Genomic DNA, 26,075 nt, shown 5'->3' on the forward strand with positions numbered 1-26,075 from the left:
CGGGGCAGCCTCCCGGCCTCCAGATCCCGGAAGCCGTCCGAGGAACGTCCGTGATGCGGGTTCCCGGAGGGTCGCACATCCGCCGACTCGTCGTCCGCCTTTGCCGGCGAAACCCGATCTTTTGGTTATCGCCGGGCCCGAGATTCATCTACCACCCGGACGTCCTCGATCCGAGGGCACCTCGCCGTCCCGGCCGGCCGTTCTCCGACCAGAGGGCGACGACCATGCACCGGCATGCCGAAAGGATCATCCGTGCCTCCGTTCCCGCAACGCAAGAAGCGACTGCTCGTCACCGCCCTCGCTCTGGCCGTGCCCAGCGCGGTGGTAGCGCTGACGATGCAGCCCTCGCAGGCGGCCACCGTCCCGGTCGCCGGCGGCGTCTACCAACTCGCCTCGGGCGCCAGCGGCAAGTGCGTCGACGTCACGGCTGCGTCGACGGCCAACAGCGCCCTGCTGATCCAGGTGGCCTGCAACGGCACCACGACCAGCCAGCAGTGGAAGGCCCAGGGCTCCGCGCCGGCAAACCTGACCAACGTCAACAGCACCCGCTGCATCGACGTGCCGAGTTCATCGACGGTCTCCGGCACCCAGCTTCAGCAGTACGGCTGCGGTGACGGGACCAAGAACAATCAGCTCTGGACATTCACCGCCTCGGCCGGGGTGCCCGGCAAGTACCTGGTCAAGAACGTCGCCACCGGCCTGTGCGTCAGCGACAAGGACGGCTCCACCGCCGGGAACAACCCGATCGTCGAGGAGACCTGCTCCGACATCGCCCGGATGCAGTGGTCGTTCAACTACGTCTCCGGGCCCACCACCAGCCCGCCGACCAGCACACCCCGGCTGCCCTGCGACAGTTACGCCGGCGGCGGGACGCCCTGCGTGGCCGCGCACAGCACCGTACGGGCCCTGTACGCCGCCTACAACGGCAACCTCTACCAGGTCCGACGTGCCTCGGACGGCACCACGAAGAACATCACCCCGCTCGCCGCGGGCGGCGTGGCCAACGCTGCCCTGCAGGACTCGTTCTGCTCCGGCACCACCTGCCTGATCAGCATCATCTACGACCAGTCCGGCAAGGGAAACCACCTCTACCAGGCACCGCCGGGGCACTTCACCGGCCCGGCCTCGGGCGGCTACGACAACCTTGCCGACGCCACCAAAGCCCCGACCACGGTCGGCGGACACAAAGCGTACGGCGTCTATGTCGAACCCGGCGTCGGCTACCGCAACAACAAGACCACCGGCATCGCCACCGGCGACAACCCCGAGGGCATGTACGACATCATCGACGGCACCCACTACAACGGTGGCTGCTGCTTCGACTACGGCAACGCCGAGACCAACGGCGAGGACAACGGCAACGGCACCATGGAGGCCATCTACTTCGGCAACACCACCAAGTGGGGCTCCGGCGCCGGTGACGGCCCGTGGGTCCTGGCCGACATGGAGAACGGCGTCTACGGCGGGTCGAAAGCACAGGACAACACCAACGACCCCACTCTCACCCACCGCTACCTCACCGCGATGATCAAGGGCAAGCCGCACAACTTCGCCATCCGGGCCGGCAACGCCCAGGGCGGCACGGTATCCACCTACTACGACGGGGTGCGCCCGACGGAATCGGTGCTCGATCCGGCAGTCAGCGGATACGACCCGATGCGCAAGGAGGGTGCGATCATCCTCGGCACCGGCGGCGACAACAGCATCAAGGGCGCCGGCACCTTCTACGAAGGCGCCATGACAAGTGGCTATCCCACCGCGGCGGCCGAGAACGAGGTGCAGGCCAACATCGTCGCCGCAGGCTACCGGTAGGGCCGTTCGCCGGCCGACCGAGATGGAGTTCCGGCGGGACCTCCGCGTTCATGTCGTCGAGCCGGCGGGCCTGGATCGGGTGCCCGCCGGGACCCGCTGAACGGAGGCGGGTCCCGGTTACCGTGAAGATCCATACGGCGGCAGGAGTGGCAGCGGTGCAGGTCTGGATGACGCCGGCTGGTGAACTCCTTGTCGAGGGCCCGCAGGAGTCGGCCGAGACCGTCGGCGGTCATGTCCTGGATCAGGCCGGCGATCCGGTCCTCGCGCCGCGCACCTACTATCTGCTCGACACCGGCTGGACACTCACGCGGATCTTCAGCGGCCGGACCTCTTCCGTCGACGACAGCCTGTACGGCGCGGTCTGCAAGGTGGACGGCGACACCCTCTACGAGTTCTGGACCTCCTGGAACACCCGCCGAGGCGAGGTCGAGTCCTCCTGGCACGATACCGAGATCACCGGTCTGGTCAGCGTGCCGCTCGACGAGGTCACCGGCTGGCGGACCCGGGCCGGGACCGTGGAGCAGGCGCTCGCCGCAGCGCTCGCCGATCACGAGCGTCGCCGGTTGGCGGAAGCGAGCGAACGTCAGCGTCCGATCGATCTGCTGGCAGCCCGATTCGTCGCCACGTTGCCCGACTACTCAGGGGATCAGCCGGTGGATCTGATCTTTGGCTACGACGAAGGGGCTCTGGTCCGTGAGCCGGCCGGCCGTGTCCTCTGGCGCCTCGTCGAGCAGTGGCCGTATCGGGGCAAGGACCTCCACGACTTCCTGCGTATCCAGCTCGGGCGCCACTACGGGGAGCGGCTCGGCTCGTTCGTCACCGACATCGACGATGCCCCGTGGTGGTTCTGGGCTCCCGACCTGTGATCGGCCGAGAAGTGTCCCTCGGTCGCGTTTCTCCTCGGCCGTCCTGTTTCGTGGCGGGCCGGGCCGGTCCCGGCAAAGGGCCGGTCGGGAGAGGCCAACATCCAATTGATCCGAGAGGCCGCCGGCCGCCGTATGACCTGGTAACACGAAAAGGTTTACGGAAGGACGGTCGCGTTAGTGGCGCCCGCGCACCTGGATCAACCGGCGGTATCCGACAGGATTCCGCGCCCCCGCGTTGCGTATCTGCAGCCCGGGAGCGAACCCGATCAGTGGCTCGGGGATCGGCCGAACATGTACCAGACGGACTGGTCGCCTCGTCGCCGCCACCGTCGGCGGCGGTCCGGTCGCGGGAGATCCGTCGTGGTCGTGATGACCGCTGTCGCGGCCGCCGCGGGTGGCGTGTTCGCCGTCCACCGAGCCGACTCCCAGCCGGTGGCCGCGCCGGTCACGGTCGACGCCGCGTTCTCCACGGCCCGGCCGCAGACGAAGGCGGCTGCCAGCCCTCAGGCCCGCGTGTTCTCGGCGCCGTCGGCCCGGGCGAAGTCATCGTCGCCTGTGCCCCGGACGCCTCGGCCGATCAAGGGTCTGAACCAGAAGCAGATGAACATTGCCGCGGTCATCGTGCGGGTGGCCCAGCAGCGGGGGCTGCCTCGCCGGGCGATGCTGGTGGCGACGATGACCGGGTTGCAGGAGTCCGGTCTGCGAAATCTGGCCAATCCGACGGTCCCGGCCTCCCTCGACCGGCCGAACGAGGGCAGCGGCGACAACTTCGACTCGCTCGGTGTCTTCCAGCAGCGCCCGAGCCAGGGGTGGGGCACGGTGGCGCAGCTGATGGATCCGCGTTACGCCGCCGGGGCCTTCTACGAACGGCTGCTGCGCGTCGACGACTGGGAGACCAAGAGTCTCGGTGACGCGGCGCAGGCCGTGCAGCGATCGGGCGTGCCGGACGCGTACGCCGACCACGAGGACCGGGCAGCCGAGATCGTCGACGCGTTGCTGTGAGCTCGGGGTCGACAACCCACCCAGGCGACTGTCGGCCACCAACGCGGGTGATGCTGCGGATCGGCCGATCGGGCGGGGCCAGGCGATGATCGGCTATTTCCATGTGCGACGGGGTGTCCGCGACGCCTAGGAAGGAGCCATGGCCAACGAGGTAACCGTTCCCCTGCTGCCCTGCGCGTCGATCGACGACATCGAAGCCTTCTACACGGTTCTCGGCTTCAGCACCACGTACAAGCAGCGCAAACCCAACCCCTGCGTGGGACTGCAACGTGAAGACCTGCAACTGCAGTTCTTCGAGATCGCCGGGTTCGATCCGGAGCAGTCCTACGGCTCCTGTCTTGTGCTCACCTCGGACATCGCTGAGCTGCACCGGGCTTTCGCCGCCGGCATGCGGGCCGCATACGGCAAGGTCCTGGTGTCCGGAATGCCGCGGATGACCCGGCCCAGGGCTCGGAGGAACGCCGACGGAGTGGGCGGATTCAGCGTCGTTGACCCGGGCGGCAACTGGATCCGTGTCTTCCAGAACGCCGCGACGATGCCCGCGTCGGCCGGGCGGCTCGCCAAAGTGCTGGCGAATGCCGTCGTGCTGGCCGACTCCAAGGGTGACGCCGGTCAGGCCGTCCGCATTCTTGACAGCGCGTTGGCCCGCCCGCAGGCCGACGATGATCCCGTCACGCACGTGGAGGTTCTGGCGTACCGCGCGGAACTGGCGATGGTGCTGGATGACCGGGAGACCGCAACCGCGATGCTGGCCCGCATCGAGGACGTCGCGCTGAACGCGGACGAGACCAGACGAGCGGCACCGACCTTCGAGATCGCTGCCGACCTGGCGGCGGCGCTGCGATGAGTTCGGGGGCGGCGCCGCTGTAGGGGATGCCCTCTCGTCGGCTGGAAACGCGTGGCGACGTTGTGGTCCAACAGTGCGCTTCGGCAGCGAAGAATGGCGGGCGTGGCGGTCAGGGAAGAGCGTAATCGTGGGAACGGCAGTGGTTCGGGACCCGCGCCTCAGGCGTGGGTATCCCGCATCGCGTCCACCACCGCCGCGCGTACGGGTTCGTGAACGAGCGCAGGCAACTCGTCGGGCCGGAACCAACAGATCTCGTCGTGTTCTTCGGGGGCTGCGTTTGTCGGTGTCCCCTCCCATTCCGTGACAACCCACGCGCTGAGGTGCACTGATTCTTCTCGGCGGCCCACCTGCAGCCGGCACAGATGGATCGCCGATCCGACCGCTATCCGCACACCCAATTCCTCGCCCATCTCCCTGGCGAGCGCAGACAGCTCTGTTTCACCCGCATCGATGTGCCCACCGGGCAGATCCCACACGTTCGGGTAGACGTGGCGGTCCGGACTTCGGTGGACGAGCAGGACTCGACCTTCGCGAACCAGCGCCGCGGTAACGATCTCGGGCATGGGCGGGATTCTGGCACGACCATCCGACAAGAACGTCCGCGACCGACTCGATCAGCGTTGCGCTTTGACCGCAAACCGCAGGACCGAAGCCAGGCCACGGGACGGTGCAGGTCAGAAGGCCACGTAGCAGTAGAGCCGGTTGTTCTCGGCGACGGCTCGCTGCGCCAATTCAGCGAGGGCACCCAGCAACATCGTCAGGCTCTCCGCCGAGGCCGCGTCGAACTCTGCGTCAGCCCACTGCCGCGCCACCTGGGGCTGCGCCGCCGGTTCCAACGATGCCAAGGCGTCGCGGACCGTGTCGGAAACTGACAGAACCAGGCATCCGTCGATGTCTTCTTCTGCCGGCGCGACGAGGGCAGCCTGCCGAGGATCGGCCTTCACCTCGTCATCCGGGCGGCCGGTAAGAATCTGTTCCAGCCGTGCCAGGCGGGTCGAGTCGACACCCTTGCTCTGCACGACGAGTGTCCCCGATTGCGCGATTTTCACCTGCGGCCGCAACGCCTCGTCCGGTGACATCCGATAGAGCGCCTTGCCGGCCGCGACGTCCTCGGGCGTGAGATCGAGCAAGCGCGGCTGCCCGTCGACGGCGGTCGCCGCCACACCGTCGGAGGGAGCAGCGAAGTAGTCGGTCAGAACAGACACCAGGGCATCATGGCACGTGCGCGACCATCCGCTCACCAGCCCCGTCGCGCGCAGGATCAAATCGGGTCGCGTCACCGTGACGGCCAGGCGAGACAGAATTCGGCTGACCAGAACGGGCACCGGCCTTGATAGGCCTGCGGCCGGGCCCGGATCGCTCCGGGCCCGGCCGCTCGGTCACTCGAAGCTGATGTCGTCGAACACGGCCTGATCGCCGATGCCCAGGGTGCTTCCGCTGGAGAACGTCGCCCCGGTGAACGATTCGCCCTTAACGCCCTCGCTCTCCGGCAGCGTGCCGATCAGCGTCCGCTGCCCGGCCCCGTCGACGGTGTACAGCGTTGCCCCGCTGGTGGTGGACACGACCTGGAAGGTCGTCCACGACTTGAGCGGTACGGCCGCCCCGCCCAGGCCGGTCCAGCCGCCGGCGCTGGTCCAGGCCATCCACCGGTTCCCGCTGTTGATGCCCAGGTGGTAGATGACCGCGGCCTTGTGATCACTGGCCCGGACCCCGTTGATGTCGAACAGGATGCCGTTGGTGTTGGTCACCGGGTAGATCCCGGCCTGCAGGGTGCGGGCCGGCGCGGCCGGCAGGGAGACGCCGGGGCCCGGGTAGACGAACTTGCCGATCGTCGTGCTGCCGTCGCAGTACGTCGTGTCGGTGCCGTCGTTGAGCCGTACCCCGTGCTCGCTGTCGTGGTCCGGGTCGCCGTTGCCCCAGACCGAGGTGACCCGGGCGCAGGCCACGTCCGACACGCCGTGCGGGATGGCGAACTCGTTCTCGAACGAGTTGACCGTCGAGTACAGCTCCAGCTCGTTGATCATGCTGCAGGCGTCCGGGCCGCCGACCGTGGTGCAGGTGGAGGCCTCGGTGGTGATTCGCAGGTACTTGGCCGTCGCGTTCAGCGTGTAGTAGCGCAGGGCGCGGTCACCGGCCGTACGGATCAGGCCGGTCTCGCCCGGGTCGGCGCTGCCGGCCGGGTAGCCGAGGGTGGCCGGCGTCCAGGTGGTCCCGTCGGTGGAGGTGCTGACGCGGGCGCCGGCGGCGACTCCGGGGAGCAGGCCCAGCCCGATGGTGGTCAGGTGGTACGTCCGGTCCAGGTTCAGCTGGTAGGTGCCGGTGCCGTCGGCGCGGCTGGACAGCGCGCCCGCCCAGTACGCGTTGCTGCCGTCGATCGCGCCTTCCGCGCCGGACCAGTAGCCGGTGCTGGTGGCGTCGGCGGCCGACGGCGTGCTGCCGTACGGGGTCGGCGGGGTGACCGCCCCCACCGGCGGCACCCCGGTCAGGTCGGTGTCCAGGGTGACCGTGCCGTGCCGCAGCTTGCCGGCCAGGTCGATCTTGCCGAGGCCGGCCGGGAGGATGCCCACCTGCCGGTCGACGATCCGGTAGTTACGGTCGTGGTCGAAGGTCAGGTTCGACGCGCAGCCGTTGACCCCGCCGCCGTTGGGGGCGGCACAGTTGTCGGCGAACTGCAGCAGCCGGGTCCCGCCGGTCGGCACCAGCGAGGTGTAACCGGACGAGCCGTACCACCACGTGCCGCTGACCGGGGCGTTCCAATACGTCTGCTGCTCCAGCATCCAGCTGGTGCCGGTCGCGTCGGTGGAGACGGCCAGCCAGTTGTCCGGCCGGCCGCTGCCCAGCAGCAGCTGCCCGGACGGCATCATCGCCAGCTGCGGGTAGACCCCGCTGACCGCGCAGCCGGCCTGGTCGGCGAAGCTCACCTGCTTGTAGTCGGTCCAGGTGGCGCCCTCGTTGGACGACAGCCGGTAGGTCAGGAACTGCACGGCCGCGTCCTGCCGGGTGACCGCGAGCAGCAGCCCGTCCTGGCGTTCGATCACCGCGGTCTCGGTGAAGTCGACGGTGGCGCTGGCCGAGATCGGGCGCAGCGTGAAGTCCCAGGTGGCGGCCGTGTTGATCGTGCCGTCGGCGAAGCCCGGGTGCGCGGTCAGCACCGCGGCGAACGCGATCGTCTGCTCGCTGCCGTTGGCATTCTTCTGACCGTTCCACATGTTGAAGTAGACCGGCAGCACCAGCGTGCCGTTGGTCATCTGGATCGGCCGCCCGGCTGCCCGGATCCCGCGCAGCGTCGACACCTTGCGCACCGGCAGCACGGCCGGCAGCTGCGAGTCGGTGAACCCGGTCTTGGCCTGCACCCGCGACCAGGTCTTGCCCTTGTCCCGGGACAGGCTCAGGATCAGCGGGAAGTCGGCCCGCTGCTGGCTGCCGTCGGTGCTGTAGGTCACCCCGCCGTTGATCACGAACTGGACGCCGAGCAGCTGCCCGTCGAGCAGCTGGCCCATCTCACTGAGGGCCGAGCCGACCACCGTGGACGGCGCCGCGGTGAACGTGGCCCCCGAGTCGGCCGACACCCGGGCACCCGACGAGGTCGCGGTCGGCCCCTGCGAGATGTCGCGGGTCGCCGAATAAATCAAGAGCATTTGCTTGCGTACGGTGTCAGCGCCGGTCCCGGCATCGCGGGTGACGACGTCGGTGCCGATCGCCTGCGGTGCCCAGGCGATGCTGCCCGACGCCGGCGTGAACGCGGTCTGGGTGTTGCCGAGCGCGACCGACGTCCGGTCGGCGCGCTGGGCGCTCGCCGCGACCGGCACGGTGATCGGTGAGGTGCAGGCAGCCTGGGCAGCGCCGGGCGCGGAGGCCACGGCGAGAGCGGGTGCGAGACAGACGGCCGCGGTCGCGGCCGCCCATCGCCGGGTACGAGACGGCAAGAGTTCCCCCGTTATCGACGAACGACTATCGGAGGAGGACGCTAACAGCATGATCAGCCCGCCGCCGCCCGGCGGGGGACCGGAACCTCAGCGGTGCAGTTCGAGCGGGTTGTCGGCCATCTCCCGCAGCTGCTGGGCGATCCGATACGCGTCCACGTCCGATTCCGGGCGGTTGATGGTGATGGCGTCGGCGAGCGCGCGGAGCTCGGGCGGCGGCAGCCGGTCCAGGCCGGTACCCTGCAGGGCCAGCGTCACCTTGCGCCCGGTCGCCGGGTCACGGGCGATCAGGGTCGGCACGCGCCGGACCCGGGTGCGGGTCTCGTCGCTGCTGGTGTGGGTGACGATGCCGGCGGTCACGTCGGCGGTCGACAGGTCGACGGTGCGGGTGCCGAACGTGCGCCGGACCCGCAGGCTCGCCCCGTCCAGCCAGGCGGCGCTGCCGCGCAGCGAGGCGAGCACGATCAGCAGGCCGACCAGAGCGAAGAAGCCGCCGGCGAGCACGGCGACGACGCCGAAGACGCTGATGCCGTCCGGCAGCCAGCTCCCGCAGTAGTCGAGGCCGTCGGGCAGCAGCTCGGGCGGCAGGCCGGCGACGTCGTCGGGCTTCACACAGTCCGAGGTCGCACCGAACGGGCCGAGCGTTTCGGTGAAAAGCACCCCGGCCGCGAACAGAACGCCGAAGGAGGCGAAGACCAGGCCGAAGACGGCACCGATGATGCGGGCGGCAGTCGTCGATCCGGTCGACAGCCGGCGAGGCTCGTTGGGCATGGCCGAATCATAGGTCCGACCTGCAAGAACACCCCGCCCACCCGGGATTTCGGCCAAATCCCCCAAACATCAAGAGCTTCGATTTCCGTACGTTAATCGGGCATTTGGGGGTGGAAAGGCCGACGGTGGTGCGGCTGCGGACCACAGGAAAACTGCAAGGAAACCTCCATGACGCTCGGGCAGCCTGACGGCATTCGCCACTCGGGGAGGATTAATTGATCAAGTCCATGATGGCGCGGGTACTCGTGGCGCTCGCGCTGGGAACGGGCATCGTCGCCGCCCAGCCGCAGGTCGCTCTGGCCGCCGGCTGTTCCGGGTACTCCTGCGACGGGAAGGACCCGATCGCCATGGGATGCGGCAGCACCAAGACCGCCCACAGCGTGTTCGTCCTGGTGAACGGCAACTACGCCATCGGCGTGATCGAGCTGCGGTACAGCTCGGTCTGCCGTACGACGTGGGCCCGCATCCAGCTCTACAAGGAGGACTGGGAGCGGGGCGCCACCAACAGCCCGATCGGGCAGATCATCCGGATCGGCGACAACAAGCACTATCGGTGCAGCAACGTCGGCTGGAGCAACGACCTGCGGACGTACACCTGCTACACGCCCATGGTCAACGACGCCGGGCTGACCTCGTACGCCAATGCGCAGGTCAGGTACTTCAACGCCGACCAGTACGCGGAGACCGCCGCCTACTGAGCGGACCGGCCGCTTGACCCCGGGATTCACCGTCGTCAAACTCCTAGCGTTGATGCGCGGGGTTCGGGGGACGTCGGTGGATCTTCGGTTGCTCGGGCCGGTGGAGGTGTGGGTCCGGACCGGCCCGGTCGGCCTGGGAACGCCCCGCCAGCGCAGCGTGCTGGCCGCGCTCGCCTGCGACCGCGGCCCGGCCGTACCGGCCGACGTCCTGATCGACCGCGTGTGGGGGGACCGGCCGCCCGATCAGGCCCGCGCCACCCTGCACTCCTACCTCGCCCGGCTCCGCAAGATCCTGGAGGCCGCCGGCGCTGTCCGGCTCGTCCGGCGCTCCGGCGGCTACCTGCTCGACGGCGATCCGGGCCTGGTCGACCTGCACCGGTTCCGGACGCTCACCGGACGAGCCCGGCAGCGGGGCGGCGATCCGGACCTGCTGCACCAGGCCCTCGGACTGTGGCGCGGCCTGCCGCTGTCCGGCCTGACCAGCCCCTGGGCGGCCGAGACGCGCGCCGCCCTGCAACGCGAACACCAGGACGTGACGCTCGAATGGGCCCGGGCCGAGCTGAACCGGGGCACCGCGGCCGTGACCGTGCCGCCGCTGGCCGCACTGCTTCGCGCTGATCCGTACGCCGAGCCGGTCGCCGCGATGCTGATGCGGGTCCAGCACGCGCTCGGCCGCACCGCCGACGCCCTCGGCATCTACACCACCATCGCCGGCCGTCTGGCGGACGACCTCGGCGTCAACCCGTCCCGCGAACTGCGCGAGGCCCACCTGCTGGTCCTCCGGGGCGACCGGCCCGGCCCGGCCACCGCCCCCGATCGGCCCGCCCGCCGTAGACGTGGACCGGCTCTGCTGCCGGCCGGTCCGTACGGTTTCGTCGGCCGCAAGGATCACCTGACCCGGCTCGACCGGGCCGCCGGCCGCGGCGCCCGCGCCCCGGTGTGCCTGCTGACCGGGCCGCCCGGCGTCGGCAAGACCGCGCTGGCGGTGCACTGGGCGCACCGGGCCCGGCACCGCTTCCCGGACGGCCAGCTCTACGTGAACCTGCGCGGCTACGACGACGGGCAGGTCACCACGGCCGGCGAGGCCCTGCGCGGCTTCCTCGCGGCGCTGGGCGTGGCCGCCGAACGGATCCCGGACCGCCTCGACTCGCAGGCCGGGCTGTACCGCAGCGAGGTGGCCGGGCGCCGCATGGTGGTAGTGCTGGACAACGCCCGTGACGCCGAGCAGGTCCGGCCCCTGCTGCCCGGCGACGACGGCATCGTCACCGTGGTCACCAGCCGCAGCCAGCTCAACGGGCTGGTCGCCGTCGACGGCGCCCGCCCGTTCCCCCTCGGCGTGCTCTCCAACGGTGAGGCCCGCGAACTGCTGACGGAACGGCTGGGCGCGGTGGCCGCCGGCCCGGACCGCGACGCGCTCGCCCGGATCATCGGCGCCTGTGACCGGCTGCCGCTGGCCCTGACCATCGCGGCCGCCCGGATCCAGGTCACCGGCTTCCCGGTCACCGCGGTCGCCGCCGAACTGGCCGACGCCGGCCGCCTGCTGGACGTCCTCGACACCGGCGACCGGCCGGGGCAGGTCCGGGCGGTGTTCTCCTGGTCGTACTCGGCGCTCACCCCGGCCGCGGCGCGGATGTTCCGGCTGCTGGGCCTGCACCCCGGCCCGGACATCTCGGCCGACGCGGCGGCCGGCCTGGCCGCCCGGCCGCTGCCCGAGGCCCGGGCGTTGCTGGCCGAACTGATCCGCGCCAGCCTCCTGACCGAACACCGCCCCGGCCGGTTCGCCTTCCACGATCTGCTCCGCGCGTACGCCTGCGAACAGGCCCACCGCGAGTTCAGCGACCGCGAACGGACCGAGGCGGTCGGCCGGCTCCTGGCGTACTACCTGCACACCGCCCACGCCGCCGACCGGCAGCTCAACCCGTACCGGGATCCGATCGTCCTGCCGGAACCCCCGTCGTCGCCGGTCACCGAACACCACACCGACCAGGCCGCCGCCTTCGCCTGGTTCACTCGCGAACACGCCGGCCTGCTCGCCGCGGTCCGCCACGCCGCCGCGATCGGCGAACCCACCACCTGCTGGCAGCTCACCTGGACCCTCGCCACCTACCTCGACCGGCGCGGGCACTGGCAGGACCTGGCCACCGCCGCGCAGACCGCCCACGACGCCGCCCGCGCGCACGGCGACCACCGCGCACAGGCCCACGCGCTGGCCGGGCTGGGCCGCGCCTACGGCTGGCTCGGCCGCCACGACGACGCCCGCGCCGAGCTCGGCCGCGCCCTGCAAGCCTTCACCGCCCTCGGCGATCCGGCCGGGCAGGCCCTCGTCCACAGCCACCTGGCCTGGCTGATGGACCAATGGGAAAAACCCCAGGAGGCGTACGACAGTGTCCGGCGGGCCCTGCACTGCTACGAGGCCGCCGGATTGCGGACGGGCGTGGCCGACGCGTTGTCCCGGCTCGGTTACCACCAGGCCAAAGCCGGAAGACCGGAGGGGGCGCTGCACCCGTCGGAGCGAGGACTGGCCCTGCACCGGGAACTGGGCAACCGGCGCGGGGAGGGAATCACCCTGGCCATGATCGGCAACATCCACCAGCTGCTCGGCGATCCCGAGGCCGGCGCCTCCTGCTACGAGCGCGCCGCGGCCCTGCTGCACTCCGCGGGTGAACGCTATTACGAGGGTCGATCCCTCGCCGCCCTCGGCGACACCTACCGCGACAGCGGCCGCGACACCGACGCGCACCTGGCCTGGCAGCGCGCCCTGGACATCCTCACCGAGCTCGACCACCCGGGGAGCGACGCCGTCCGCCTGAAACTCCACGCCGCCGAAGGTTCCCATCAGTGAACGTCGTCCGCCGGTTCCCTCCCGCCGCTCGGCACGATCGGCAGCGCGATTCGGACTGTTTCCGCACGCCGGGATGATCACACGACGGAACGGGCCGGCCAGGGGACAGCGAGGCTGGGTCCCGGTCTCTCCGGGTTCGTTCTGGATCGGCAAATCGCTTGCCGGCGATGGTTCCTGTGGCCAGGGTATGGCTATGGACGCCGTCGTCGACCACTACACGAATGGTGACGAGGACGTCCGGATGACTCTCGACCGCAATCGGGTCGAGTGGGTCCGGACCTGTGAACTTCTGGATCGGTGGCTTCCGCCGCCACCCGCCGCGGTGATCGACATCGGCGGAGGGCCCGGCCGGCAGGCCCGATACCTGGTGGACCGCGGCTACGACGTCACCTTGTACGACCCGGTTCCGAAACACATTGAGCAGGCCCGGGCACGGGGCGTGCCGGCCTTTCCGGGTGACGCCCGCCGGATACCGGTGGACGACCGGGCGGCCGACGCCGTGCTGTTGTTGGGTCCGCTCTATCACCTGCCCGCTGCGGCTGACCGGGCACAGGCGCTCTCGGAGGCGGTCAGGACACTGCGGCCGGGAGGAGTCGTGGTGGTGGCGGCACTCTCGCGATGGGGGCGACTGTTCGTCCGTGCCGCCGGAGACCAACTCAATGATCAGACGTGGCACGAGCACACCATGTCGACCATGCTGGACGGGCGCGTCGACAGCGGGGATGCCTGGGACAATGTCGCCTATCTGCATGACCCTCAAGAACTTGCGGCGGAGCTCCAAGCGTCAGGACTCGGTGAAATCCGGGTCGTCGGGGTCGAAGGGCCGATCGGCGCATGGGCACGCCTCGACCCGACGCTCAACGTCAAAGCGCTGGAGATAGCGCGCACCGCTGAGGCAACCATGGCCGAGACATCGATACATCTCCTGGCCGTCGGCGTCAGAACGGAGTGACGGAGTTCGGGGTGTCACCGTTCGCCCCGCCCGAGGTTGTCGTGATCAAGAGACTGCCCGGTTCGGGTCGAGCGCGTCGAGGTGTCGGGCCCCCGCTCGGTCCTGAACCGGCCGGTCGGGTGCCCTGTGGCGGCTCGGCCTGCATCCCGATCAGCCGCTGTCCCGGATCATCAGCCGGCCGCTGCCACCCTCGTACGTCAAGAAGATCCTGGCGGAACGGTTGACGCTCGAGGCGTGGCAGTGATCCTCCCCGCTGTCAGACCGGGGCCTCGAAATGCTGATAGTCCTTGAGCGACGTCCAGTCCCCACCCCAGGTAAAACCGTGCGCCGTGAACGCCCGCCACACCGGGTCACCGTGCCGGATCATGCCCGGCCGGACATCGGCACGGTTCGTGAACGTCTTACCGGCCGGCGGCTGCACGACCGTGCCCTTCACGTACGGATTCTCCAGCGTGTTGATGTCGATCGCCTTACCGTACGAGTGCACCGAGAAACCACGCGTCGAGCCGGTGATCGGCCGGCAGTTGAACGCCGAGGTGTTGTCGGCGGCCATCGACGCGTTGTCGTCGGCGCCGAAGCGATCCACCGGAAGCATCGTCCTGACCGGAAAACGCATCGAGTACAGGATGTGGAAGATGTCCACCACGCTGCGCGCCACATCCTGGTGGACGATCAACTCACCTCGGTGCCGGGCACCGTCGAAACCCCAGTGCGTCAGCTCCACCCGGCGCAGCTCCGAGATCCGCACCGGGCAGCCGCGATGCCACGAGACGCCGGTCATCGCTTTTGCGTCGGCGAGGCCAACGGCCTGGACCGAAGCCCGATAGCCGTCGTCGGCCGCAGCCGGCGCGACGATGCCGATCACGCCAAGAACTGCGCTGGTCAGGGCCGACATGATCGAGGCAGGCACGGAAGGACGCACGTCCGGATACTCCCAGCCTCACCGGCAGCGGCCTCCTCGCGAAGGCCCGGTGTCACCCGGCTGGGCTACCCACCGTGGCGGTGTTTCGCGGCTGGCGCGGCCCCCCGCGGGTCGCCGTGATGGGGCAGTCTGTGGGACATGACCGACTACGCGTACTCGACCGCGGCCGGACTGGCCACGGCGTTGGCGAAGGGCGAGGTGTCGGCGGTCGAGCTGACCACGGCGGCGATCGCCCGGATCGAGCGGCTCGACGGCGACATCAACGCGATCTGCGTGCCCGACTTCGATCGGGCCCTCGCCGCGGCGGGCGAGGCCGACGCGGCGAGGGCCCGGGGTGAGGCCGGCCCGGTGCTCGGCGTCCCGATGACCATCAAGGACTCGATCGACATCGCCGGGCTGCCCACGACCTGGGGCCTGCCGCCGTTCAAGGATCACGTGCCGGCCGCCGACGCGGTCGTGGTCGCCCGGCTCAAGGCGGCCGGGGCGGTCATCCTCGGCAAGACGAACGTGTCCCTGGCCCTCGGCGACTTCCAGTCGTACAACGCGATCTACGGCACCACCAACAACCCGTGGGACCTCGGGCGTACACCGGGTGGCTCGTCCGGTGGTTCGGCCGCCGCCCTGGCTGCCGGTTTCGGTGCACTGTCGATGGGGTCGGACATCGGCGGTTCGCTGCGCGTGCCGGCGCACTTCTGCGGGGTGTACGCGCACAAACCCTCGATCGGTCTGCTGCCGTTGCGCGGGCACACGTTCCCGGGCACCCGGCCGCTCCCCGAGATCGGCGGTGACCTGGGCGTCGTCGGGCCGATGGCCCGCAGCGCGACCGACCTCGCGATGATGCTCGGCCTGCTCGCCGACCCGGACGAGACCGGCCTCGGCCTCGCCTACCGGACCGCGTTGCGCCCGGCCCGGCACGACGACCTGAGCGGATTCCGCGTCCTGATCCTGCCGGAGCACCCTCTGGTCCCGGTGTCGTCCGAGGTGCTGGCCGCGGTCGACGAACTGGCCACGCGGCTGGAGGGGCTCGGGGTGACGGTCCGGCGGGGGAGCCCGCACCTGCCCGATCTGGCCGAGGGCGCCCGCACCTACATGCGCCTGCTGCAGTCGAGCATCGCGGTCGGTTTCCCGCCGGAGGTCTACGCGGCGGCCCGGACGGCGGCGGCCGCCCTCGACCCGTCCGACACGTCACTGTTCGCCGAACGGGCGAGGGGCGTGGTGCTGAGCCATCGTGACTGGCTCACGGCCGACACCGCCCGCGGCGTCCAGCGAACGCAGTGGGCCGAGCTGTTCACCGACGTCGACCTGGTGATCGCACCGGTGTCCTCGACCCCGGCCTTCCCGCACGACCACAGCCAGCCGATGGGGAAACGCACCATCACGATCGACGGCGAGAAGCACGACTACATCGACCAGCTGGCCTGGGCCGCCATGGCGACCGCACCCGGCCTCCCGTCGACCGCGGTGCCGATCACCCGCTCGGCGCAGGGGCTGCCCATCGGCGTACAGCTGATCGGTCCGCTCTTCGAGGACCACACACCGATCCGCTTCGCCGAACTGCTCGAACGCGAGTTCGGTGCCTTCGCACCACCCCCGCTCGCCGGGCCCGCGTAGCGGAAGATCTTCGATACGATACCGATCGACGCCTGTCCGTTGTTCATGAAGGAGCCGTGGTGAGCAGCGAAGACACACCGTTCAAAGTGGACGGCACGACGGCCCACCCGGCGCGGCGCTACGACTACTGGCTCGGCGGCAAGGACAACTTCCAGGTCGATCGGGACGCGGCCGACGCGATCGAGAAACACTTCCCGACGGTACGGCTGCTCGCGCAGGAGAACCGGTGGTTCCTGCACCGCGGCGTGCGCTTCGCCGCCCAGGAGCTGGGCATCCGGCAATTCCTGGACATCGGCACCGGCATCCCGACCAGCCCCAACACCCACCAGGTGGCGCAGGAGATCGATCCGGCGGCCCGGATCGTGTACGTCGACAACGACCCGCTCGTGCTCACCCATGCCCGCGCCCTGCTGACCGGCACCCCGCAGGGCCGGACCGCCTACATCGACGCCGACCTGCGCGAACCCCGCAAGATCCTGGACCACGCCGACACCGTCGCCGCGCTGGACCTCACCCGGCCGGTGGCGCTGATGATGCTCGCGGTGCTGCATTTCATCAGGGACGAGGAGAACCCGCGCGCCATCGTCGACACCCTGATCGACGCCCTCCCGGACGGCAGCCTGGTCGTCGTCTCGCACGGCACGCCCGAGCACGTGACCCCGGAACAGGCCGCCAGGATCGGCCGGGCCGATGCCAGCCAGGCGCGGGTGCGTTCCGGAACCGAGCTGGCCGCGCTGTTCGCCCGCCCCGACCTGCAACTGGTCGGGCCGATCACGTCGATCTCGCAGTGGTGGCCGGAGACCGCACCCCAGCCCCGACCGTCCGTCGCCGACGTGGCCATGAACGGCCTCGTGGCCCGCGTCGTCCGGCACTGATCAGGAGACGAACCAACGGCCGAGCGGGCGTCGAAGGACTGCCGCTGAGCTGGGGCGCAGCTATGGCCGTACGGGAAAAGCAATGGGCCTTTGTCGTTCCGGCCGAGACCGGCGAAACGGAACGCCCGGTCCGGGAACAACGCCGGACCGGGCGGACGCTGGCACTTTTGTGATCGACTCCAAGGTTCGCCTCTCCCTGCTGGATCGCTCGCGGGTCCGGGTGGGGGAGACGGAGGCCGCGGCGCTGCGGGGCAGCGTCGCGCGGGCGGCCGCCGCCGAACGGCTCGGCTACGACCGGTTCTGGGTCGCCGAACACCACGGCGTGCCCGGGATCGCCGGCTCCGCCCCGGCGGTGCTGCTGGCCGCCGTCGCCGCGGCCACCAGCACGATCCGGCTCGGCTCGGCCGGCGTGATGCTGCCGCACCACCAGCCGCTCGTCGTCGCCGAGCAGTTCGCCACGCTGTCCGCGTTCGCGCCGGGCCGCGTCGACCTGGGCCTGGGCCGCTCACCCGGCTTCACCGCGCCGGTGCGCCGGGCCCTGCGGCAGGCCGACGGCGACTTCGCCGCCGACCTTCAAGAACTGAAAAACTTCCTTCGGGGTACGGCGGAGATCTCCGTGCGCCCGCAGCCGGCCGCCCCCATTCCGATGTACGTGCTGGCCACCGGAACCGGCCTGCCGATCGCGGCCCGACTCGGGCTCCCGGTGATCGTCGGCGGCCCGCTGCTGCGCGCCGGCGGCGAGCAGGCGCTGGCCGGCTACCGGCGCGAGTTCCGCCCGTCCGAGCAGCAGCCCGAACCGTGGGTCGCGATCAGCCTCGACGTGCTGGTCGCCGGCACCGACGCGGAAGCCGCCGACCTGCTGCTGCCAGAAGCGTGGGCGATGGCGCAAAGCCGTACCACCGGGGTGTTCCCGCCCCTGGAACCGGTGGCCGCCGCCCGGGCCGCCACCAAGACCGCCCGCCAGCAGGAGTACCTGGGACAGACCGCCGCGGCGGCGATCACCGGCCCGCCGGACCGGGTCGAACGCCGGCTCACCGAACTGCTCGACCGCACCGGCGCCGCCGAACTGGTCACCGCGAGCAGCACCTTCGACCGCGCCGCCCTGCACAGCTCGGACGCGGCCCTGGCCGCCATGTTCTCCCGGTCGTAACGCCGGCCACGGCAGAATAGGGACGAACCCATCACCGTGACCGGAAGAGGTACACATGGGAGTCGTCACCGCAGCCGATCTCATCGCCGGCCCGCCCGCGGACCTGCTCGCGCGGATGCGGCAGCGCATCGGCGAGGCCCGCGACCACATCGCCGCGATCACCCGGGGCGAGGCGAAGGGCCTTGAACTCCTGCACCGGTACGACGACGCCCGCGCCCTGCTCGCCGACGGCGGCAACCTGGCCAAACACGTGCAACAGCTGCATCCGTCGGCCGCACTGCGCGACGCCGCCCGGGTCGCGGCGCACGAGCTGCGCGCGGCCGAGCTGGCGGTGCGCCTCGACCTCGACGTGTTCCGGGCGCTGCAGACCGTCGAGACCGACGACCGGGCCACCCGGCACTACCTCGACCGGACCTTGCGTGACCTGCGCCGCTACGGATTGGACGCCGACGAGGAGACCCGCGCGAAGGTGCGCGACCTGCAGCTGCGGATGCTCGGCCTGGAGCAGGACTTCGAGAGCGCCATCCGCGACGACCACCGGCAGGCCGCGTTCCCTGCGCAGACGCTGGCCGGGCTACCGACGGACTATCTGGACGCACGACCGCCGGCCGGCGACGGTCTCGTGCACCTGAGCATGGCCTACCCGGACTACCAGCCGGTGCTGCGGTACTGCCACGACGCGGGCGTGCGCGAGACCATGTGGCGGCTGTTCCAGCAGCGTGGCGGCCCGGCCAACATCACCGTCCTGCGCGATCTGCTCGCCGTGCGGGCCGAACTGGCCGGCCTGCTCGGATACGCCGACTACGCCGACCTCGCCGCCTCGGACAAGATGATCGGCTCCGGCGCGGCGATCGGCGCGTTCATCGACGAGATCGCCGAGGCCACCGCGGCGGGGGCGGCAGCCGACCGGGAGCGGCTGCTGGCCCGCAAACGCGCCGACAATCCGGACGCCACCGACCTGGACCCGTGGGACACGATCTACCTGGCCGAACAGGTCCGGGCCGAGGACTTCGGCTCCGACAGCCGTGAGTTGCGGGCCTACTTCGCCTTCGACCGGGTCAAGGCCGGCATCATGGACCTGCTTCAAAACCTTTTCGGCGTACGTTTCACCGCGGTGCCCGAGGCGTCGGTGTGGCACTCGGATGTCGAGACCTTCGACGTGTCCGACAACAGCGGAAAGCTCGGGCGGATCTACCTGGATCTGCACCCGCGCCCGGACAAGTACACGCACGCGGCCGTCTTCGCCATGGACTCCGGCCAAGCCGGCCGGCGTATGCCCGAGTGCACCCTGGTCGGCAACTTCCCGCAACCGGGCGAGGCGCCGGCACTGATGCTGCCGTCCGAGGTGCGCACCTTCCTGCACGAGTTCGGGCACCTGCTGCACTACGTCCTGTCCGGGCAGGGCGAATGGGCGGGCCTGAACGGGCTCAGCGTGGAATGGGACTTCGTGGAGACACCGTCGCAGATGCTGGAGGAGTGGATGGCCGACGCGCCCACGCTGGCCGCCTTCGCCGTGCACCACGAGACCCGCCGACCCCTGCCGGCCGACGAGGTGGACCGGATGCGCGCGGCCGCGGAGTTCGGCCGGTCACTGGACACCCGGCGGCAACTGTTCCTCGCCGCGCTGAGCCTCGGCCTGCACACATCATCACTGTCCCCGGAGCAGGTCGAGCGGGCCGCCGCCGAGCGGATGCTGCCGTATCCCGTCCCGGGCGACGTGTACTCGTACGTGAGCTTTCTGCATCTGTCCTGGTATTCGGCTTTGTACTACACGTATCAGTGGTCGCTGGTGATCGCGAAGGACCTGTTCACCGCGTTCGCCGCCGAGGGCATCCGGGATCCGGGAGTGGCCCGCCGCTACCGCGACCGTGTCCTCTCCCGAGGTTCGTCCGCCCCGGCCGCCGAGCTGGTGGCCGACTTCCTCGGCCGCCCATACAACTCGGCGGCCTACCGGGAATGGCTCTCCTGACAGCAGCTGATCCTCTTCAGCGCGCAACGCCATCCCGCGGCGGCGGAACGCACCTCGACTGTCCGCGTGCTGGTTTGAGCTGGAAGTTCATGCTTCGGGCGGCATCAGCGGCGGCCTGCGTCGTTGCGAGCGCGAAGCAGGATGGTGAGAACGGTGCGGGCGTCGCGGCGCCGATCTGCGCTCCGGGACACCAACGCGGTAATGGCGGCTGCGGTGACGGTGGAACTGTAGAGAACGGCGCCGGCGCCCGCGGCGAAGGCACCGTTCTGGATCATGTCGAGCGCAGTGGACATCGAGGGCTCCCCGGCTGGTCGGGCATCGGTGCCCCAGTTCTCGGGCATCCGGCGGCTGTCCGTCGATGTCTGCCTCGGTTACTGTCTGAGCGTGTCCAGGTCACCACGGGTAGCCAACTGTCCGGTCCGGTCCGGGTCCGGACACCCGGCCGGAGGCCGGTGATGACCGGGAACCCGGCCGCGGACGAGTTCTTCGCCGCTCTCGACAAGTTGCGCCGGGCGACCGGCTCGATCTCGTACGCCACATTGGTCCGCCAGGCCGCCGCCCAGCGGCCGCCGTTGCAGATCAGCAGCCAGCGGTTGAGTGACTGGTTCGGTGGCCGGGCGGTGCCGGCCGACCCGGCGGTGGTCCGGTTTCTGGTCGGCTGCCTGCAACAGCGGACAGCTCGCGATCCCGGCTACCGTCCACATCCGTTGTCCTGGTGGCTGGCCGTCCACGAACGGGCCCTGCGCCAGCGCCAGCTCAGCAGGGAACCCGGCGGCCGGCAGCCGCCCCGCGCGGCCGACGAGCGCAGCGATCCGACGGTCGCCGGACGGCTCGGCGAACCGATCGGCGACAGCGACCCGCTCGCCCTGGAAGTGCACCCGGCCATCCAGATCCCCGGCACCGAACCCGGCGCGGTACTGCCCGACTACGTCATCCGATCGCACGACGTCGACCTGCGCAAGATCGCCGACGCCCTGCTCGACAACGGACGGTCACGGCTGATCACCCTGGTGGGTGGCTCGTCCACCGGCAAGACCCGGGCAGGCTGGGAACTCGCCTGCTACCTGGAAGTACAACAGCCGGGCCGGTGGCGGATCTGGCACCCGTACGATCCGACCCGCCTCGACGCGGCGCTGGCCGAACTGGACCGCGTTGGTCCGTACACGATCGTGTGGCTCAACGAAGCCCAGCACTACCTGATGCCCACCGACACGGCCCGGGGCGAGCGGATCGCCGCCGCTCTGCGGACCCTGCTGCGGGATCCGGACCGTACCCCGGTGCTGGTCCTGGCCACCCTGTGGCCGGACTACTGGACCACCCTGACGACTCGCCCTGGCGGCGACAGCCCGGACGTCTACGCGCAGGCCCGGGAGCTGCTGTCCGGCACCGCGGTAACTCTGACCGAAACGTTCACCGCCGCCGAGATGGCCGCGCTGACCGGCCCGACCACCGATGTCCGGCTGCGATACGCGGCCCGGCACGCCGAGAACGGCCGGATCACCCAATACCTGGCCGGAGCGCCCGTCCTGGAAGCACAGTACCGCACCGCGCCACCGGCGGCCCGGGCCGTCCTGCGGGTCGCGATGGACGCCCGCCGACTCGGGCACCCGCTCGCTTTGTCCCGCGCCCTGCTGGAACAGGCCGCACCCGGCTACCTCGACAACGACGAGTGGGACAGTCTCGGCGAGGATTGGCTGGACCGGGCGCTGACCTACACCGCGGTGTCCTCGGCAGGCGCGCGGGGAGCGCTGACCCGGATCCGGGCCCGGCCCGGGGAGGAGATCACGCCGGCCGGCCAGCCGCTCTACCGGCTCGCCGACTACCTGGAGCAGCTCGGCGTCATCGAACGGCACGGCGTGTACCCGCCGGACAGTCTTTGGCGAGCCGTGGCGTCCGTGGCCACCGAATCCGGCACGCTGATGACGTTCGGCCGCCAGGCGGAGGGCCGCGGCCGGTACCAGCATGCGGCGATGTTCTACCGGCTGGTCGCCGACCGCGGCGACACGATCGGGATGCGGGAACTGGCGCGCCGGCTCGACGCGGCCGGTGACAGCGCCGGCGCCGAGGCGATGGCGATCCGGGCCGCCGACCAGGGCGACGTCCTGGTCCTGCGGGAGCTGGCCGCACTGCGCGAACAGACGGGCGACGTGGCCGGGGCCGCAGCGCTGTACCGGCAGGCCGCGCAACGCGGTGACATTGTCGCCCTGCGCGACCTCAAGGCGCTGCGCCAAGAGGCCCCGGGCATGTTGGGGACACCCCGCTCCAGCGACTCCCTCTGGTTCTACCAAATGGCCGAGCTGCAGAACCTCGACCGACTCCGGGACCTGGCGGCCCGACAGGAGCTGACTCGGCTGAACACGCGCGCCGACGACGACGGGGCCATGCTGTTGGGGGCGATGAACGCCAGCCCGCAAGCCGCCGAGATATGGGGGAGGGTCGGCCGCCAAGTCCGCGACGGCGACTTCGCCGGGGCCGAGGCGCTGTGCCGGCAAGCTGCCGACCTGGGCAACAGCAGCGCGCTGTGGGTGCTGGCCCGGATCCGGGAGGGAGCCGGGGATTCCGCCGGCGCCGACCGGATCCGCCGCTTCGGCCTGACCGGATCGGGCGAGATCGCCACCAGCCTCGATCTATCTGACTGAACAGGTCCGGGCCGAAGACTTCGGCTCGGACAGTCGCGAGCTGCGGTCCTATTTCGCCTTCGGCCCGGGTCAAGGCCGGCATCATGGACCTACTTCAAAACCCTTTCGGTGTACGTTTCACCGCGGTGCCCGAGGCTTCCGGATTCTATGCGGTGCCTGTTGACCACTACGCTATGAGGCCACCGGTCATCCAGGTTCGAGGGAGATAGGAAACTCCGGCTCTATGGTCAATCTGATTGAGGGATGATTCCCGTTGAGGTTAGGGGGTCGCATATGAATTTTTCGGTCGGACAGAGGCTGCTAATTTGGAGTGATCCATGCGCAGTTCTTGTAGATGATGCTTTCGGAGATTATGTTACTGTTCGTTGGCCTTGGGGTGCGGTGGATACAGGGTCCAAATTCAAATGGGACGGCACGGTGGGGATACCGACCGATCCTTCCGTTCTTGAATGGGTTCAGACGCCATGGCGTATTGAGCCACGAGTTGGCCTGCAGGTAGGTGATATCTGCCAGCTATTCATCCCTCCAACTCAATTCAAAATCGAAAAGTTCGAGAGACTTGATGCTCCTGAGGACACCGGAAGTCTTCCTCGTCCGACGTCTGCCTTGACGGTGACATTCACTGAATTACCTCCTGACCTGAGCAAGTGCGGCGACGAGGCCGGTTTTACGATCTACTTTACGGACGCTGGGCCAGTAGACGAATCCCTATATTTCAAAATCGTTGATTAGCTGGATGGGGGCGTGCTTCGTTCAGCGACGAGGAGATAGTTAGCGGCCAGGGTCGCGAAACCCTGACTAGGAATGCGAAGGTTGCTCTCGGCAGTTGTCTCAATGCGATGGGTTTGCTTCGCGGAAAAGTCTGGGGGATGCCGACCATGTCGAGACCAAGGTGGTCCACATGATGCACGAGCGAGGCATTGAACATGCGGAGGTGGTGATCAACAACGTTAATGGTCCGTGTGTCACGGCTCCGCCTGGCCTTGCTTGTTCCAATACCTTGGCGCCGTTGTTGGTGGCATAGCGTGATGGCCGGTTGGCTGGTGCCTGCCGGCTGATGTTGACCTGGAGGGCTAGCTGTGGATATTGAAGATGTCGCGGTCGGCGATATTGCTGAGCGTTGGTTCGGGCGTAGCGGCCCAGGTGAGGTCTTACCATCTGACATCGACTGGCTGCCGGACGGTATCCGGCGACAGTATGCGGATGTATCGTCGCTATTATGGAGAAAGCGGAGTCTCTTCCCCGTCGAAACGCCTCGTCGCTCACGCGTCAATTCTGAAAAGTTCATTTTCATGAGCTTTGACGAGAGGGAATGGTTGTGGGCATATGATGAAAATTGCGTCGATCGTTTTTATGATCATGGGCCCTATTCGGATGAGGGTTGGAAGGCTGTCGAGTCGAGTCTTGCTGGCCTATTGGCGCAAAGAGTGTTGCTTGAGATAGCATTAGGGCCGATCTCTTGGCGGTGGGCTTCGGTGATTCCCCAGGATCTGGTGCCTGATGTTACTAATGGCCTAACGGAAATCCGTGTATGCCAATGGCAAGCATTTCCCGGCTTGCGTATCTACATCGGCGACGGAATTCTGGCGGTAGTCAACTACAACTTCGGGGAGCCAGCACTATCCGGAGCTGACGAGAATATGCTTGAGGTCACTGTAGCGGCAGATAGCCAAGGCCGCCTCGGCAATCTGGCGCATCGTGAGTGGCCGTTTCCTGTGCAGATTCATCCCGGCCGATCGCTGGAGTGGCTGAGGAAGGATGAAGTCTTTTGGAGGGATTGAGCCTTTTTCATCCTTCGAGCAATTCGATGGAGGAATTTTATGTACGTTGAGGACTTTGCGGTCACTGAAGTCGCCGAACGGTGGTATGGAAGGATGGATCCCGGCGAGGTGATGCCGTCCGAACTCGCCTGGTTGCCGGAGAAAATTCGACAGCAATACTCGACCACGTCCCCGCTCTTATGGGGAAGGCGAAGCTTTTTCCGTGTGGAAAATCCACGCCCGTCAAGCTCTGATGCGGGAAAGATGACTTTCATGACCTATGATGAGGGGAATAGGGGTGGGCCTACGATGTGCATAATTCAAGTCAATTGTTCGATCAAAGCCCAGATGCTGATGCAACCTGGCAGCCGGTCGATTCAAGTCTCGTTGGCTTGTTGGCGCAGAGGACCTTGCTTGAGGTGGCCCTAAGTCCGCTTTCTTGGAGATGGATTTCGGTAATTCCCACTCAGCTGATAGACCGCGTTGTGCGGCGGTATGATCAAAATCGATGCCAGTAGCTGGCAAGCATTTCCAGGACTGCGGATCTACGTCGGCGATGAAGTCTTAGTGTTAGCGAGATTCGATCTCACGAGTGTTGTGCCGCACGTGGTGGACGATAGAATATTGAAGATTACTGTTGCGGCAACGGGCTTGAAAAGAATACAGCATCTAGTGGATGGTGACTGGCCATTTCCCTCAAGGGTTTATCCAGGTCGCTCGTTGGAGTGGTTGAAGAAGGTTAACGCTTACTTCGAAGACTAAGAGAGGCTGATCAGTAATCTCAGATTCGCCCGGCCGGCTAGCGCGGATCCCTCAGTCTTCCCAATATGTCAGCCTCAGGCCGAGATCCCCGTCGGCATCCGGCGCGGATGTAACTTCAAGGAGAGCAACTCCATCGTATACGGTTACGCAGATTCTTGTTGCTTTCTTGAGGCTCGTGATGGGCTTTGTATTGGGCCGAGTGTCGACGGCGTCTTGGCATCCTTGCCTAGTGGGATCCTCGATAAGGATGCTGGTGCGCCCACCCATGCCGTCCCTGATACGAGGCTTCCCGCCCGCAGGCGCGTCGTAGTAGAGGTCGGCAGCTCCCCTGCTCTCCTCGATCTTGGCCGTGCTCAGCGACAACGACGTGTAGTTGGTAAGAGGCACCACGAGGTCTTTGACGAAGGTCGGTGGGTCGGTTTCTGCGAAATCGGTGCTGCTCGGCGCCTCGCCGGCAGTGGCGGTCGGCATTTCAGAGAGGGCGCCGGTCGGGGTGCGATCGATGGCGATGGGGCCCCCTGGCTGCTGAGTTCCAGCTGCAGGTTTCGGATCACTGTGGGGGTACTGCCATGCTGCTACCGAGATCAGCCCAGTCACAACGGCGGTGGCGAGTCCCCATAAAGCAATCTTGTCGCCAGTCTTTAAGACCATTGTCTCCGCATCCTTGCGTTTGA

21 protein-coding genes are annotated in these 26,075 nt (G+C 68.6%); 14 read left to right on the top strand and 7 right to left on the bottom strand.

The genetic code is table 11. The features are described 5' to 3' along the window. The first annotated feature begins 252 nt into the window (after nt 1–252). The 4 genes from ACSHV8_RS13090 to ACSHV8_RS13105 all read left to right on the top strand — a co-directional run bounded on the left by ACSHV8_RS13090 (nt 253) and on the right by ACSHV8_RS13105 (nt 4,527). Entirely contained in the window at nt 253–1,812 is a 1,560-nt protein-coding gene (locus tag ACSHV8_RS13090) for an arabinofuranosidase catalytic domain-containing protein (protein ID WP_436532729.1), read from the top strand. 155 nt (nt 1,813–1,967) lie between these two features. Beyond that, the gene (locus ACSHV8_RS13095) at nt 1,968–2,678 is read left to right on the top strand and encodes a hypothetical protein (protein ID WP_436532730.1); all 711 of its coding nucleotides are present in this window, start codon (nt 1,968–1,970) and stop codon (nt 2,676–2,678) included. Nucleotides 2,679–3,047: 369 nt separating this feature from the next. Next, the gene (locus tag ACSHV8_RS13100; RefSeq protein ID WP_436532731.1) at nt 3,048–3,680 is read left to right on the top strand and encodes a hypothetical protein; all 633 of its coding nucleotides are present in this window, start codon (nt 3,048–3,050) and stop codon (nt 3,678–3,680) included. 139 nt (nt 3,681–3,819) lie between these two features. After that, nucleotides 3,820–4,527: a VOC family protein gene (locus ACSHV8_RS13105; RefSeq protein ID WP_436532733.1), complete on the top strand. Its 708-nt coding sequence runs from the start codon at nt 3,820–3,822 to the stop codon at nt 4,525–4,527. A 158-nt stretch (nt 4,528–4,685) separates the two neighbouring features. Here ACSHV8_RS13105 and ACSHV8_RS13110 read toward each other — a convergent pair whose 3' ends face one another. From ACSHV8_RS13110 to ACSHV8_RS13125, 4 genes are all read right to left on the bottom strand, one after another. Further along, nucleotides 4,686–5,090 (bottom strand): NUDIX domain-containing protein, encoded by a 405-nt coding sequence (locus tag ACSHV8_RS13110; protein ID WP_436532735.1) that lies wholly within the window; start codon nt 5,088–5,090, stop codon nt 4,686–4,688. Between the two features lie 111 nt (nt 5,091–5,201). After that, entirely contained in the window at nt 5,202–5,852 is a 651-nt protein-coding gene (locus ACSHV8_RS13115) for a hypothetical protein (RefSeq protein WP_436532736.1), read from the bottom strand. 54 nt (nt 5,853–5,906) lie between these two features. Then, nucleotides 5,907–8,453 carry a hypothetical protein gene (locus tag ACSHV8_RS13120; protein WP_436532738.1) on the bottom strand — a complete coding sequence of 849 codons (2,547 nt, stop codon included), beginning with the start codon at nt 8,451–8,453 and terminating at the stop codon, nt 5,907–5,909. Between the two features lie 87 nt (nt 8,454–8,540). Next, the gene (locus ACSHV8_RS13125; protein WP_436532739.1) at nt 8,541–9,221 is read right to left on the bottom strand and encodes a hypothetical protein; all 681 of its coding nucleotides are present in this window, start codon (nt 9,219–9,221) and stop codon (nt 8,541–8,543) included. Nucleotides 9,222–9,436: 215 nt separating this feature from the next. Between ACSHV8_RS13125 and ACSHV8_RS13130 the strand changes: the two genes are divergently transcribed. From ACSHV8_RS13130 to ACSHV8_RS13140, 3 genes are all read left to right on the top strand, one after another. Continuing rightward, a complete protein-coding gene (locus ACSHV8_RS13130) occupies nt 9,437–9,919 on the top strand; it encodes a DUF2690 domain-containing protein (protein ID WP_436532741.1) in 483 nt (160 codons plus the stop codon). 76 nt (nt 9,920–9,995) lie between these two features. Continuing rightward, the gene (locus tag ACSHV8_RS13135) at nt 9,996–12,761 is read left to right on the top strand and encodes a BTAD domain-containing putative transcriptional regulator (protein WP_436532743.1); all 2,766 of its coding nucleotides are present in this window, start codon (nt 9,996–9,998) and stop codon (nt 12,759–12,761) included. Nucleotides 12,762–12,954: 193 nt separating this feature from the next. Beyond that, entirely contained in the window at nt 12,955–13,713 is a 759-nt protein-coding gene (locus ACSHV8_RS13140) for a methyltransferase domain-containing protein (protein WP_436532745.1), read from the top strand. Between the two features lie 256 nt (nt 13,714–13,969). On the opposite strand, the gene ACSHV8_RS13145 is transcribed toward ACSHV8_RS13140, so the two are convergent. After that, complete coding sequence (locus tag ACSHV8_RS13145; protein WP_436532746.1) at nt 13,970–14,635, bottom strand: M15 family metallopeptidase; 666 nt, start codon at nt 14,633–14,635, stop codon at nt 13,970–13,972. Between the two features lie 138 nt (nt 14,636–14,773). Here ACSHV8_RS13145 and ACSHV8_RS13150 point away from each other — a divergent pair, with 138 nt between their 5' ends. The 4 genes from ACSHV8_RS13150 (at nt 14,774) to ACSHV8_RS13165 (ending at nt 20,240) form a co-directional block, all read left to right on the top strand. Then, nucleotides 14,774–16,246, top strand: coding sequence for an amidase (locus tag ACSHV8_RS13150; RefSeq protein ID WP_436532748.1), 1,473 nt, complete (start codon nt 14,774–14,776; stop codon nt 16,244–16,246). 59 nt (nt 16,247–16,305) lie between these two features. Continuing rightward, nucleotides 16,306–17,121, top strand: a complete 816-nt coding sequence (locus tag ACSHV8_RS13155) for an SAM-dependent methyltransferase (RefSeq protein WP_436532750.1) — start codon at nt 16,306–16,308, stop codon at nt 17,119–17,121. Nucleotides 17,122–17,290: 169 nt separating this feature from the next. Then, the gene (locus ACSHV8_RS13160; RefSeq protein WP_436532752.1) at nt 17,291–18,271 is read left to right on the top strand and encodes an MsnO8 family LLM class oxidoreductase; all 981 of its coding nucleotides are present in this window, start codon (nt 17,291–17,293) and stop codon (nt 18,269–18,271) included. A 55-nt stretch (nt 18,272–18,326) separates the two neighbouring features. Beyond that, nucleotides 18,327–20,240 carry a M3 family metallopeptidase gene (locus tag ACSHV8_RS13165; RefSeq protein ID WP_436532754.1) on the top strand — a complete coding sequence of 638 codons (1,914 nt, stop codon included), beginning with the start codon at nt 18,327–18,329 and terminating at the stop codon, nt 20,238–20,240. A gap of 104 nt (nt 20,241–20,344) precedes the next feature. Here ACSHV8_RS13165 and ACSHV8_RS13170 read toward each other — a convergent pair whose 3' ends face one another. Next, nucleotides 20,345–20,533 (bottom strand): hypothetical protein, encoded by a 189-nt coding sequence (locus ACSHV8_RS13170; protein WP_436532756.1) that lies wholly within the window; start codon nt 20,531–20,533, stop codon nt 20,345–20,347. Between the two features lie 162 nt (nt 20,534–20,695). Between ACSHV8_RS13170 and ACSHV8_RS13175 the strand changes: the two genes are divergently transcribed. The 3 genes from ACSHV8_RS13175 (at nt 20,696) to ACSHV8_RS13185 (ending at nt 24,660) form a co-directional block, all read left to right on the top strand. Continuing rightward, complete coding sequence (locus ACSHV8_RS13175) at nt 20,696–22,879, top strand: hypothetical protein (protein WP_436532758.1); 2,184 nt, start codon at nt 20,696–20,698, stop codon at nt 22,877–22,879. Between the two features lie 826 nt (nt 22,880–23,705). Then, on the top strand, nt 23,706–23,903 hold the full coding sequence (locus ACSHV8_RS13180; RefSeq protein WP_436532760.1) for a DddA-like double-stranded DNA deaminase toxin: 198 nt from the start codon (nt 23,706–23,708) through the stop codon (nt 23,901–23,903). Nucleotides 23,904–23,958: 55 nt separating this feature from the next. After that, entirely contained in the window at nt 23,959–24,660 is a 702-nt protein-coding gene (locus ACSHV8_RS13185; protein WP_436532762.1) for a hypothetical protein, read from the top strand. A gap of 792 nt (nt 24,661–25,452) precedes the next feature. On the opposite strand, the gene ACSHV8_RS13190 is transcribed toward ACSHV8_RS13185, so the two are convergent. Next, on the bottom strand, nt 25,453–26,052 hold the full coding sequence (locus ACSHV8_RS13190) for a hypothetical protein (protein WP_436532764.1): 600 nt from the start codon (nt 26,050–26,052) through the stop codon (nt 25,453–25,455). Nucleotides 26,053–26,075 lie beyond the last annotated feature (23 nt).

It is taken from the genome of Actinoplanes sp. HUAS TT8, from assembly GCF_051380535.1.
In the GTDB taxonomy this organism is placed as follows: domain Bacteria; phylum Actinomycetota; class Actinomycetes; order Mycobacteriales; family Micromonosporaceae; genus Actinoplanes.